Here is a 13,079-nt window from a genome sequence, read left to right as displayed (position 1 = left end):
CAATCCGTTTGCGAAATACTCATATTCTTCTTTTGTGATCGGTTTTTTCCCATATCCTTCAAAAAACACGATGACGTCCGATTCATGTTGAAACGCGTTTTGCTTCGTTCGTTTCTTTCTCTAATGCTTGTTGGAGCGGTTCTCCCTCGATATATTCGAGCAGCGCCCACGCTTCTTTCTTATGTTTTGCTTCATGAAACCGGTATAAGGTCGGAATCGGCAATGTTGTTGAGGACAGACAGGTTAATGCTTTTGCATCTTTTTCGAGCGATGCGCAGAAACGTTCGCCTTTCGCCCGTTTGACGACATACGTCCCGTTAGCTGTTTCGATTATTCCTACATCCGATGTATATCCTTGCTTTGGAAAATGGATAGCATATATCGTTCCCATATCATTTTGAATATGTTCAGGAATTTCTTGAATGGCAATTGGTTTCATTGTTTTCCTCACCGATTTACTCCGTTTAAAAATACACATTTGTCATAAAAAAAACAGTAAATCCTTTTATTTCTATGCTATAATACTATTAACAATAGTTTTGAAAATTCAAATAGATACATAGAGGGAGGGGAAAGCGATGCTTGAATTGCGGCGATATAGCGATTTCTCACTGTTCAAACGGGATGTCTTGCCGTTTCTCGAGCAACATGAAGGGGAAAACAATTTGCCATTAGGTGTAATCATGAATATGAAGCCGGAACAGAAGCCGTTGTATATGGGAACAGTGAACAAAGATGGTAAGCTGGCGCTTGTCCTGTTGCAAACGCATCCGCGCCAGCTTATTTTGTCAAAATCGTTGCCATTTGCGACCGAAGAAATAGAGGAAATCGCGAAAAAGCTGTACGAAAGCTATCCGAATATACCGGGGATAATCGGCGAAAAATGGCTGGCGACGGCGCTCGCGGAAAAGATCGCCAAGCTTCAGCACCGCCGTGTCCATATTCAGATGAAACAGCGGATTTATGCACTGAAAAAAGTGAAAAGGCCTGCCTCCAAACGAGGCGTGCTGCGTCCGGCGCAAATGAGCGATATGGAAATGCTGTGCCAATGGTTTGTCCGGTTTTGTGAGGATGTTAAACTCCCGACATCCGCAGAGGAAGCGGCGCAGGCGGTGCAAGGAGCGATCGCCAATCAGCAAATATACGTATGGACGATCGATGGGGAGCCGGTTTCGATGGCGCGCTGGGCCCGTCCAACGAAAACGAATGTGACGATCAACTGGGTGTACACGCCGCCGGAAAAACGAAAAAATGGATACGCTTCTGATTGTGTGGCGGCACTGACGCAGCAGCTATTAGATTCGGGATATAAAACCGCTTCCCTTTATACCGATTTAGACAACCCTACTTCGAATAAAATTTATATGAAAATCGGCTATGAGCCGGTGATGGATTCGATGTTGCTGCTGTTTCAAAAGGAGGAAAACCAATGAGCAAAATCCCGTTTGCCGTCATTTTCGATATGGATGGCACGCTGTTTCAAACGGAAACCGTCCTTGTTCCTGCCCTGCATAAGACATTTGATCGGCTGCGCCGCGAAGGGCTGTGGCAAGAGGACACGCCAGTCAAGGAATATTTGCGGATTCTTGGCGTCCCAGTTTCAGAAGTATGGCGCCAATTGATGCCGGAAGCGAGTGAAGCGGTGCGCGACCGAGCAGCCGCATGGTTTTTGGATGATATCATTGATGAAATCGAGCATGGAAACGGGCGGTTATACCCAGACGTGCTCACGACGCTTGCGGTCCTCGCTGATCAAGGAATTCCGCTTTTTGTCGCAAGCAACGGGCGTCAGCGCTATCTCGCCGCGATTCGGACCGCCTTTTTGCTCGAGCGCTATTTTATCGATTTTTATAGCCTCGATCGGTTTTCTCTGATGTCGAAGTCTGCGTTAGTCAAACAGCTGTTGAATGATTACGGGATTGAAAAAGCGGTGATGGTCGGAGACCGGCGTTCCGATATTCAAGCGGCGAAGGATAATGGGATTTGGTCGATTGGATGCCGGTTTGGATTTGCCGCGGGGGAAGAGTTGGCAGAAGCGGATGTAGTGATCGAGCAGTTTCGCGAATTGGCCGCGCTCGATTGGCCACCGCTTGTTTGACAGCGTGTAATTTCCATTATTTGCGTTTTAGTGCGGCCGTCTTGTAATATAAAAAAGTGTGCCATTCGCGCCACCGATCAGGTTGCCGCACGCTTGCGGCTGGAAAACAAACATATGAAGCGGCCGCAGCGATCAAGAAAGGGGAAGCAGCATGAACAACAGAAACACAAAAGCGATTGTCTTTGATTTAGACGGTACATTGTATGAAGAAACCCATCACTTTGAATATTATGCGGAACAGGTCGCCAAGCGGCTGCGCAAAGAAGATCAACACCGTTTTTGGGAAGATTACCGCACGGTTCTTTCCGGCCGCCATCCGCTTCGCATCGGCAGCGTGTACGACACGGAGAAGGATCTTATTTTGTTTTTGCAAAACGGCATCGTTAGCGAAGCGTACCGCTGGAACGGCGAAAAGCTGGGCGCTGCCGAAGTAAAAACGATCTACCCCGGGCAGGTGAAAATCGATCTTGACCGCTTATTTAGCATCGGCGACAATTTGGAAAATGACATCCTCCCGGCGCGCCGGCTTGGCTGCCGCACCATTTTTATCGATGTGTATAGACTGGCTAAGCACGGTGACGCCGATGTCATTGTCGCTTCAATGTCGGAATGCGTCCCTGTCCTGCGCCGCTTCCTATAATGCCGGCATTGCGATGTCCTTTTATTTTGGCGCCTTGGTTAGAATAGCTTTTACGGGGAGCGGGCGGCGGGGAATTTATTTCAAATAATATTCAGAAAATTATTGAAATTATCAGTAGAGCATAGTATGATAAAAGAAAACATATACATACTAACTGGTTGGTCAATAGATAATGTATAACAAGTAGTAATAGGAAGAATAACAGAAGCGTATTTTTTTGTAAACGCTTTCTAAATTTGTTGTTGAGGGAGGAGAGGTGAATGAATAATCGCCATTTTCCATATTGGCCAAAACGGTTGAGCAAAACGCTGACCGTGCCGGAAACGACGATCGTCGATCATTTAGAAACGACAGCGAAGCGCTACCCTCAAAAAACCGCTATCCACTACTACGGCGCCTCTTATTCTTACAAACAATTATGGGAGCAAGTCAACGCGCTTGCCGGCTACCTGCAGCAAAAACTTTCCATCCAACCAGGCGACAGAGTGCTTTTATACATGCAAAATTCCCCGCAATTTATCATTTCCTACTATGCGATTTTACGTGCGGAAGCGATTGTTGTTCCGATTAATCCGATGAATACAACCGAAGAGCTTTCGTTCTATATTCAAGACTGCGAAACGAAAGTCGGAATCGTCGGTCAAGAATTATTTGGAAAAGTAGAACCGTTGCTTTCGTCCACAACGTTAGAACATGTTATTGTTGCTGCTTATTCGGATTATATCGCCGCGCCTTATCCTGTTTCTCTTCCTGACGAGGTGGCGTTGCCGCGGCAGGCGTATGCCAATGACCGTGTGTACTATTGGACCGATTGTTTAGAGGCGAATCTTCTGCCGAAAGAACATAAAGGCCATGTCGATGATATTGCTGTGCTGCCGTATACATCGGGTACAACGGGAGTGCCAAAAGGGTGCGTTCATTCGCACCGGACGGTGAACGCCAACATTGTCAGCGCCTATCATTGGGCGAACGTGACAAGTGATGCCGTTTGCCTCGTCACATTGCCGCTTTTTCACGTTACCGGAATGGTCCACAGCATGCATCTTCCAATTTTTGCGGGCGCGGCGATGGTGCTGTTGACACGCTGGAATCGCAATAGTGCCGCGCGTTTGATTGAAATGCATCGCTGTACACATTGGGTCAATATTAGCACGATGCTTATTGATTTTTTGGCCAATCCGTCATTGTCAAAATATGATATTTCTTCTCTTGCTAGCATCGCTGGCGGGGGCGCGCCGCTTCCAGAAGCGGTCGGAGAAAAATTGTTTAAGCTGACAGGAGTGCAATACATGGAAGGATATGGGCTTTCCGAAACGATTTCGCATACCCATTTCAACCCGCCGGATCGTCCGAAATTGCAATGCTTGGGCATTCCATCGTTTGATGTCGACGCCCGCATCATTGACCTGGAGACCAGAAAAGAGCTTGGCGTCGGGGAAATCGGGGAAATCGTCGTGCACGGCCCACAAGTGTTTAAGGGATATTATCGCCGTGAAAAAGAAACGGAAGAAGCGTTTATTGAAATCGATGGAAAACGGTTTTTCCGCACCGGCGATATCGGCCGCATGGATGAGGAAGGATATTTCTTCATTGTCGACCGCGTCAAGCGGATGATCAACGCGTCCGGCTATAAGGTATGGCCGACCGAAGTTGAATCGTTGCTCTATAAGCATCCGGCCGTGCAACAAGCGTGCGTTATTGGTGTTCCTGATCCGCGCCGCGGCGAGACGGTGAAAGCATTTATTGTGCTTCAAGATGAGTACGTAGGCAAAATCACAGAAGAAGAAATTATGGAATGGGCGAAAACACAAATGGCCGCCTATAAATATCCGCGCATCGTCGAATTCCGTTCGTCGCTGCCGATGACATCAAGCGGAAAATTATTGTGGCGGAAATTGCAAGAAGAAGAGTATCAAAAATTAGAAAAAGGGACGAAAGCATGACAAAAGGAATGGTGGAAACCGTCTGCGGTCCGGTGCCGGCGAGCGAGCTTGGCAAAACACTGATTCATGAGCATTTTGTCTTTGGGTATCCCGGGTTTCAAGGCGATGTGACGCTCGGACCGCTCCGTTTTGAGGAAGCGCTTGAGGCGGGAGTTGCCATCGCGCAAAAAATGATGGCCCATGGCATTCAAACTGTTGTCGATCCGACGCCGAATGACTGTGGTCGCAATCCGGAATTGCTCCGTCGCATTTCCGAGGCAACCGGGCTGAACATCATCTGTGCGACCGGGTATTATTACGAAGGCGAAGGAGCAACGCCGTATTTTAAGTTTCGCCAGTTGCTTGGCACGGCAGAAGAAGAAATATATGACATGTTTATGGCAGAAATTACAAACGGCATTGCCGATACCGGCATTAAACCAGGCATCATTAAACTGGCGTCAAGCAAAAATCGGATCACCGAATACGAAAAAATGTTTTTCCGCGCCGCGGCCCGTGTGCAAAAAGAAACAGGAATCGTGATTATCACCCATACGCAGGAAGGAACGATGGGGCCGGAACAAGCGGCTTACTTGCTTGAGCACGGAGCGGATCCGCAAAAGATTGTCATCGGACATATGTGCGGCAACACCGATCCGGAATACCACAAAAAGACGCTGCAATACGGGGTGTATATCGCTTTTGATCGATTCGGCATTCAAGGTATGGTCGGCGCGCCGACGGATGAAGAGCGGATCCGCACGTTGCTCGTGCTGCTTCGCGAAGGCTTTGCCGATAAAATCATGCTCGCCCATGATACCGTCAATATTTGGCTCGGCCGTCCGCCGCAGCTGCCAGAGCCGTTTGCTGCGCTGATGAGTAATTGGCATGTTGAACATGTATTTCAAAATATTATTCCAGCTTTAACGAAAGAAGGAGTGACAGAGGAACAGCTAGAGCAAATGTTTGTGAAAAATCCTGCCACATTGTTTGCATAAGCGCCAATGAAAAGACCGTTTCCAAGAAGCGACGATCCGTTGCTTTTTGGGATGGTCTTTTTTATTGCCACAAAAAAGATGCATATTTTTCCTTTTTCGTTAGAAAATAAAGGAAGACATTTTAAAAATGGAGGGGGATGAGGTGACGACAATAGAAAAGCAACTCCTGTTTTTTTCATTCCTTGCAATCGCCTTGTTTGTATCGCCATATTTTCTGCTTGGCGAAGATGCGCATATGCGTGTGCATGATAATTTAGATTCCAATATTGCATGGTATAAAGTCGTCACAAAAAGCGGAGAGTTATTTGGTTCGGTTCATGCGGTCATCCCGCAAATTATTAACGGGTTGCCTCGAAATGCGTTCGGTACGGAATTTAGCGGAATCGTTTGGCTTCACGCGCTATTTCCATCCATTTACGCATATGGACTTAGTCAGGCGATTACTCGCGTGTTTGCGTTTATCGGGATGTACTTGCTGTTAAGGAAATATGTCGTTCCAGATGAAAAATGGGTATGGATTCGTATTGGAGCGTCGCTTGCTTTTGCGCTGACACCGTTTTGGCCATCAGGGATGCTTAGCACGCTTGGAATGCCGCTTGCGCTGTGGGCGCTTCTGAACATCCGCGCTGGCGAGCGTTCATGGGTAAACTATCTTGTGCTTACGCTATTGCCGTTTTATTCGAGTCTCGTGCTCGGTTTCTTCTTTTTCCTTAGTGCGATGGGAATATGGTGGCTTGTCGACGTCATTCGCGGGAAAGGATGGAATTGGCGCTTTTTCTTTGCCATTGTGTACATGACTGCCATTTATTTGGCGGTGGATTACCGCCTTGTTCATTCGCTGTTATTTTCTGATGAACCGACAAGCCGTGATGAGTATTTTCATGCCCGCTTGCCGCTTTGGCGTGTCATACGTCTAATTTTTAAAAACTATATTCTCGGCCATACACATGTGATGACGGTACACGGACTGATTATTTTGCCGGTGACGTTAGTGGCGTTGTATATCGTTTGGAAGAAAAAGTTATGGAAGCGGGAAAAGCTATTTGTATTTTTACACGTATTGAATTTTGCGCTGTCGACGTGGTACGCGTTTTGGTTTTATAAAGGCTGGGTCCCGTTAACAGAACGTTTTGATCTTCTGGATAAATTTAATTTTGCCCGCTATCACTTTTTGCGGCCGATGGTCATTTACGTGCTGTTTGCCATTTCCCTTAAAATTTTATGGCAGCAAGGCCATTCATGGAAAAAGGCATGTTTTGCAGCGCTTGCCGCTCAGTTAGTCGTTCTCACCGCTTTTAACGAGGAAATTGCGCATCGCAATAAGCCGTCGTTTCGCGAGTTTTATGCGGAAAAGCAATTCCAAGAAATAAAAGAGCACATCGGACTGCCGGTTCACAAATATCGTGTCGCCAGCATCGGCATTCACCCGGCAATCGCGCAATATAACGGATTTTACACATTAGATACGTATAACAATTTTTATCCCCTGTCATATAAACATAAGTTTCGCCAAATTATCGCAAAAGAGCTGGCGAAAAACAAAAAGCTGCGCGAATACTTCGATGAATGGGGCGGACGTTGCTATATTTTTGTCGACGAGTTAGGAAAACATTATATGTTTAACAAGAATTCAAAACGAACGATTAAACATTTACAGCTAAATACGAATGTATTTCGCGAAATGGGCGGCCGTTATATTTTCTCGGCATTGCCGATTGAAAACGCAAAACAAAATCAGCTGACGCTTGAAAAAGTGTTTCATTCCAAAGAATCGGCATGGACGATTTATTTGTACAAGGTGATACCGTAAGGAGGGGTTAACATGAACGAACCAATGCTTACGATTGTTGTGCCGTGTTATAACGAAGAGGAAGTATTGCCGGAAACGATTCGCCAGCTCCGCAATCTGCGGGAGGAGCTGATTGCCGAGCGCCTTGTTTCTCCTGAAAGCACGTTATTATTTGTCGATGACGGAAGCGGTGATGCGACATGGGACATTATTTATAAAGCAAGCTTGCGTTATCCGGAAGTAAAAGGGGTGAAACTTGCGCGCAATGCGGGGCATCAAAACGCGCTGTTAGCGGGGCTGTTTGCTGCGAAAACGCGTTCTGATTGCATCGTTTCGATCGATGCGGATTTGCAAGATGATATTTCCGTCATTCGCGATTTTGTCCAAAAGTTTCATGAAGGATATGAAATTGTGTATGGGGTGCGCAATAAGCGCGATACGGATACGTTTTTTAAACGCCATACTGCTCAATGGTTTTATAAACTGATGAGAGCAATGGGAGTCGATCTCGTTTATAACCATGCCGATTATCGGTTAATGAGCCGGCGGGCGGTAGAGGAACTCGAACGGTTCGAGGAAGTGAATTTGTTTTTGCGCGGAATTGTGCCGCTGCTAGGGTTTCGCTCCACAACCATCTATTATGATCGGAAAGAGCGGTTTGCAGGAAAAACGAAATATCCGCTCAAAAAAATGATCGCGTTTGCCCTTGATGGGATCACTTCGTTTAGCATTACGCCGATTCGCATTATTTCGCTCATTGGATTTGTTTCCTTTTTCGTCAGCTTATTGTTTGGAGTATATTTTCTTCTTTTAAAATTTACCGGCCATACGCAAACAGGCTGGACATCGCTCATTACATCCATTTGGTTTCTCGGCGGCTTGCAGCTTATTGCGTTTGGGTTGATCGGAGAATATATTGGGAAAATTTATAAAGAAACAAAACGGCGCCCCCGATACATTGTCGATCTTGATTTATTTAATTTGCCGATGCCGCAGCCGTGGCACCAATCTCCTTCACTAAGTGAAGGATTAACGATGCCGGAAATTTCAAAACACCGTTCATAATGTGATATTTTTACTTGCAATATGTGAAAAGAAGGAGTAGACTCTTTTGTGAAAAACTATATATTGTTTTGCGGGAGCTTGCGGAAGCAGGCTGAGAGTACGGCTAATTCCGCCGTTGACCGTTCGAACCTGTTTGGGTAATGCCAGCGCAGGGAAAGTGACTGTGGGATCCGTATACACTTTGCTTGCGCGCAAAGTGTTTTTTTATTCGCAAAAAAGGGAGAGGATGGGAAATGAACAACCAAGAAGCGATAAACGCATTGCAAATGGTTAGACAAGCCAATCCGCTTGTACATAACATTACGAATGTGGTCGTAACGAACTTTACGGCAAACGGACTGCTTGCGTTAGGTGCTTCACCGGTCATGGCGTATGCGAAAGAGGAAGTTGCGGATATGGCAAAAATTGCGGGGGCGCTTGTCTTAAATATCGGAACATTAAATCCAACAGAAGTGGAAGCGATGATCATTGCCGGAAAAGCGGCAAACGAAGCTGGTGTTCCTGTTATTTTCGATCCGGTTGGCGCCGGGGCGACGCCGTATCGCACGGAGACGGCGCGAAACATTGCGAGCGCGGTCCAACTGTCTGTCATTCGCGGCAATGCGGCGGAAATCGCGAATACTATCGGCGAATCGTGGACCATTAAAGGCGTTGATGCGGGAGAAGGCAGCGGGGATGTCGTATCGCTTGCGAAAAAAGCGGCTGAGCAGCTGAAAACAGTAGTCGCCATTACAGGAAAAGAGGATGTTGTAACAGATGGAAATACGACGTATATCATTCGTAACGGACACCCGTTGTTAACGAAAGTGACCGGAACTGGCTGCTTATTGACATCTGTTATTGGCGCATTTGCGGCTGTAGAGCGGGATGTGTTAAAAGCGGCGGCGGCGGCGCTTGTCATCTATGGAGTTGCCGCGGAAATCGCTGCGAAAAATGCAGGAGACGAAGGACCGGGCAGCTTTCAAATCGCCTTTTTGGACGCGCTTTTCCGCGTAGGAGCGGATGAGATCAGCCGATACGGTCGCATTGAACGAGTAGAATGAAGGGAGAGAAAATCATGGTATATAAAGCGTTAACGATTGCTGGTTCGGACAGCGGCGGCGGTGCTGGGATTCAAGCGGATTTAAAGACATTTCAAGAATTGCGTGTATTTGGGATGTCCGCATTAACAGCGGTAACGGCGCAAAATACACTCGGCGTGCAAGGAGTATACCCATTGTCGCCGGAAGCGGTCGCGCAACAAATTGAATCCGTCGGAACCGATTTAGGAGCGGATGCGGTAAAAACCGGAATGCTGTTTAGTGCGGAAATTATTGAAGTGGTTGCTTCGAAAGTGAAACAATTCGGGTGGGAACGCCTCGTCGTCGATCCGGTCATGATTGCCAAAGGCGGTGCTCCGCTATTGCAAGAAGAGGCGGTAAGCGCATTAAAAACGCATTTGCTTCCGATTTCGATGGTGGTTACTCCGAACATTCCGGAAGCGGAAGCATTAACCGGCCAGACGATTCGAACGATTGAGGACCGTAAGGAGGCGGCGAAACGTCTGCATGAACTAGGAGTGAAATACGTTGTGATCAAAGGCGGACATGACGATGATGGAGAAGAAACGGTCGATGTATTATATGACGGAAGTGAATTTTTCTATTTCACAAGCAAGCGAATCGATACAAAACATACGCATGGAACAGGATGCACGTTTGCCGCGGCGATAACGGCAGAGCTCGCAAAAGGAAAAACAGTGCAAGAAGCAGTGCAGACAGCGAAATCGTTTATTCAAGCCGCCATTAGTCATGAATTAGGCATCGGCCACGGTCACGGCCCGACAAATCATTGGGCGTACCGGGAGAAACAAGCGCGGTAGGTGAGTGGAAAGTGGCCCGAATTGCAAGCGAAGCAATGAGAGAACGATTGAAAGTATATTTTATTATGGGAAGTACAAATTGTAAAAAACAGCCATTAGAAGTATTAACAGAAGCGATTGATGGCGGAATTACGCTGTTTCAATTTCGCGAAAAAGGGAGCGGTGCGCTTGTCGGTGAACAAAAATACGAGTTCGCCAGACAGCTGCAAAATATTTGCAAAAAGCGCGGCATACCGTTTATCGTCAATGACGATGTCGAACTAGCGTTAGCTCTTGATGCCGATGGTGTGCATATCGGGCAGGATGATGAAGATGCGCGCATCGTCCGCGAAAAAATCGGCGATAAAATTCTTGGAGTGTCGGCACATAATTTGAAAGAAGCGCAAGCGGCGATCGCTGCTGGTGCCGATTATATCGGAGTTGGACCAATTTATCCAACGAAATCGAAAGAGGATGCGAAGAAAGCGCAAGGCCCTGAGATTATTCGCTTTCTTCGTGGTCAAGGAGTTGATATTCCGCTTGTGGCCATTGGAGGCATTACCGCGGAAAATGCCGGTGAAGTGATGAACGCCGGAGCGGACGGTGTTTCCGTCATTAGCGCGATTGCTTCGGCTGCATCTCCGTTTCTGGCAGCAAAACAACTCGTTCAAACGGTGTTCAACAACGATTGAACTACCCCCACTTACCGGCTAAAGCCGGTGGAAGTGGGGGATTCTTGTTTCCTTTGGCCGTAGTTGCTCAAAGGTCCCAAGAACCCCCTCCGTTCAACGAGAGGAGTAGCCATACAAGATGTCCGAAGTATCCTTTTGGGACGACCAGCTATATGCCTGTGAAAGTACATATAGAAGGTACACCATCTTCCATTCGTATGGCATCCGAAGAACGCATTGCAATGCACCCAGCTCCTAGAATCGCCATCTGCTCCGGTGACGAGAGTAAGATACTGGTACAATGCGTTCTTTTATTCTAAAACTTCACGATCAAGAGTGAATGGTTATGAAGCTAAAGCTTTTATTAATTGATGTTTTTCTTCTTCTAACAACGATGGATGAAATACATCTATCCCTTGATGCGGCTGATTCACATTGAAAAGATGATACAATGTATGTGTACGAACAGAAAACTTCTTATCTAAAATAGACCAATGCTTCCAATGATGAGAAACCTCTTTCGGGACATACTTTTTAAGCACCTTTGGCGCTTTTTCTTTATATCCCAATCCTCGACGGCCGATCGTAAATGCAGCGGCTTGGTGGATGGAGATACCGAATTTACGCATATACTTTAGCTTTCCAGAGATCGAAGTGTAGGCTGGATTTACTTCTATAACAGCAACTCCCATTTTGTCGGCGCGGCTTTTGATTGCTTGTATCATTTTTCGATAGGCGAACATACTCTTCATCCGATTTGCTTTTTTGTTGCCGTATTTATTTCCCACTTTGGATAAAGTAGTATCCAATTTTTCCAAAACAATAGGTTTTTTCTTTCGAACTGCGATATCCACTAAAGCAATGGCTTCTGCTTCCAAAATTTTTGTGATTTGACCGGAAGTTTTCCCTTCTATCGAAAACGAAAGTTTCCCACTTTCCAAAAAGTTGCCGTCTTTTGAAACATCCGTCCAAGCAATGTGATTGTAGTTGCAATCTACTCCGATCACTCCGTCAGAAGTAGAAAAATTAATAGATGGATTCGATTCTACATCCACCAAACATTTGATGATATAGTATTCCCCGTGATCTTCGATCGACCAAGAAATGGGTTTACCATACGTTTTTTTGTTTTTACATTGGATTTGATCTGTCACCGCTTTATTTACGATCTCTTGCCCGTATGGAAACACAACTTCAGGAAAAATCACTACCCTGCCTCCTATGGAGGTCATATGAAGTTCATTGGTTGCTGGATTGTAATGGAATACAAAGTTTCCAGAGCCGGCATCTTTCCGCCCGGAGATGATCATTTCTTTATTTCAGGCAGCTAAAAAGAGCTTTCTCCAAGCTTCGTGATCCTTGATAAACTCTTCTTTCGTAAATTGCTGTTTAAACAACTTCTTTCCTCCGAACACGGCACTTGGGATGTGTTCTTTTAATTTCATTTTCTTTTGTTCTAATCGATCTAAACGATGTTTTAAACGGCCGATTTTTGCTTTCGTCCGTTTCATTTTCACATCTAAATAACGATGTTCAAACAAATAGGAATTCATCCAAATCAAAGATCTGTTCTTTACTTCAAGAGAGATGATTCCGCTCTTCTGCAAAACAAAGTTTGTATTTTTTGGAAACCGTAAGTTTCCTTTGATGCAATTTTCTTTGATTTTGCGTAATGTTGTCAGTTTGGTTCGTTCTGTTTTCAGTTTTTTCTTCACATCTTTTATTTTTTCTTCTGTCTGTTGAATGTACATTTTATTTAATTCCATTCGAGAGGAGAAAAGAGCATTTGCTTCTCGGACTGCACTGTTGGCAAAATAGTCATTCATTCCGTATTTTTTCTTCACAACGATATGCAGACTTTCTTGATGTAATTTTCGTCCCCATCGCTTTTCCCGGACCAGTGTCTGAAAAGCGAAACGCTTTGCGCGATGGAATAACTCTAATGCATAAGATGTTTCCGTCACATGAAGAATATCCATTTTTGATTTATACAATCTTCTTGAAAAATACGCTTTTTTCATCTTTTCTTCACCTATAACAGAACATAAGTTCGGTA

The 13,079-nt window shown here is 45.8% G+C and carries 11 protein-coding genes, 1 pseudogene and 1 riboswitch; of the genes and pseudogenes, 10 read left to right on the top strand and 2 right to left on the bottom strand.

Annotated elements, in window-relative coordinates; all coding sequences use genetic code 11:
- Positions 1 to 82 precede the first annotated feature (82 nt).
- Entirely contained in the window at positions 83 to 451 is a 369-nt protein-coding gene (locus DER53_RS14195) for a phosphotransferase (RefSeq protein WP_244319605.1), read from the bottom strand.
- A gap of 127 nt (positions 452 to 578) precedes the next feature.
- On the opposite strand from DER53_RS14195, the gene DER53_RS14190 reads away from it, so the two are divergent.
- The 10 genes from DER53_RS14190 to thiE all read left to right on the top strand — a co-directional run bounded on the left by DER53_RS14190 (position 579) and on the right by thiE (position 11,044).
- The gene (locus DER53_RS14190; protein WP_062755274.1) at positions 579 to 1,433 is read left to right on the top strand and encodes a GNAT family N-acetyltransferase; all 855 of its coding nucleotides are present in this window, start codon (positions 579 to 581) and stop codon (positions 1,431 to 1,433) included.
- Positions 1,430 to 2,098, top strand: coding sequence for an HAD-IA family hydrolase (locus tag DER53_RS14185; RefSeq protein WP_062755276.1), 669 nt, complete (start codon positions 1,430 to 1,432; stop codon positions 2,096 to 2,098). The genes DER53_RS14190 and DER53_RS14185 overlap by 4 nt, the downstream gene beginning before the upstream one ends.
- 151 nt (positions 2,099 to 2,249) lie before the next feature.
- Positions 2,250 to 2,738 (top strand): HAD hydrolase-like protein, encoded by a 489-nt coding sequence (locus tag DER53_RS14180; protein ID WP_062755278.1) that lies wholly within the window; start codon positions 2,250 to 2,252, stop codon positions 2,736 to 2,738.
- Between the two features lie 260 nt (positions 2,739 to 2,998).
- Positions 2,999 to 4,681: a long-chain fatty acid--CoA ligase gene (locus DER53_RS14175; RefSeq protein ID WP_062755279.1), complete on the top strand. Its 1,683-nt coding sequence runs from the start codon at positions 2,999 to 3,001 to the stop codon at positions 4,679 to 4,681.
- Entirely contained in the window at positions 4,678 to 5,658 is a 981-nt protein-coding gene (locus DER53_RS14170) for a phosphotriesterase family protein (protein WP_062755281.1), read from the top strand. The genes DER53_RS14175 and DER53_RS14170 overlap by 4 nt, the downstream gene beginning before the upstream one ends.
- 142 nt (positions 5,659 to 5,800) lie before the next feature.
- Positions 5,801 to 7,468 (top strand): DUF6044 family protein, encoded by a 1,668-nt coding sequence (locus DER53_RS14165; protein WP_121910056.1) that lies wholly within the window; start codon positions 5,801 to 5,803, stop codon positions 7,466 to 7,468.
- Between the two features lie 12 nt (positions 7,469 to 7,480).
- Positions 7,481 to 8,512: a glycosyltransferase family 2 protein gene (locus DER53_RS14160; RefSeq protein WP_062755285.1), complete on the top strand. Its 1,032-nt coding sequence runs from the start codon at positions 7,481 to 7,483 to the stop codon at positions 8,510 to 8,512.
- A 60-nt stretch (positions 8,513 to 8,572) separates the two neighbouring features.
- A riboswitch (TPP riboswitch) is annotated at positions 8,573 to 8,684 on the top strand.
- A 61-nt stretch (positions 8,685 to 8,745) separates the two neighbouring features.
- Positions 8,746 to 9,555, top strand: a complete 810-nt coding sequence (gene thiM, locus DER53_RS14155) for a hydroxyethylthiazole kinase (RefSeq protein ID WP_062755287.1) — start codon at positions 8,746 to 8,748, stop codon at positions 9,553 to 9,555.
- 14 nt (positions 9,556 to 9,569) lie between these two features.
- The gene (gene thiD, locus DER53_RS14150; protein ID WP_062755289.1) at positions 9,570 to 10,373 is read left to right on the top strand and encodes a bifunctional hydroxymethylpyrimidine kinase/phosphomethylpyrimidine kinase; all 804 of its coding nucleotides are present in this window, start codon (positions 9,570 to 9,572) and stop codon (positions 10,371 to 10,373) included.
- 11 nt (positions 10,374 to 10,384) lie between these two features.
- Positions 10,385 to 11,044: a thiamine phosphate synthase gene (gene thiE / locus DER53_RS14145; protein ID WP_062755291.1), complete on the top strand. Its 660-nt coding sequence runs from the start codon at positions 10,385 to 10,387 to the stop codon at positions 11,042 to 11,044.
- Between the two features lie 323 nt (positions 11,045 to 11,367).
- Here thiE and DER53_RS14140 read toward each other — a convergent pair.
- Positions 11,368 to 13,044: pseudogene (locus DER53_RS14140) on the bottom strand (IS200/IS605 family accessory protein TnpB-related protein).
- Between the last annotated feature and the right edge of the window lie 35 nt (positions 13,045 to 13,079).

This window comes from Parageobacillus toebii NBRC 107807, from assembly GCF_003688615.2.
In the GTDB taxonomy this organism is placed as follows: domain Bacteria; phylum Bacillota; class Bacilli; order Bacillales; family Anoxybacillaceae; genus Parageobacillus_B; species Parageobacillus_B toebii.
The sequence above is the reverse complement of the archived record's forward strand: the minus strand, read 5'-3'. Positions and strand labels throughout refer to the sequence as shown.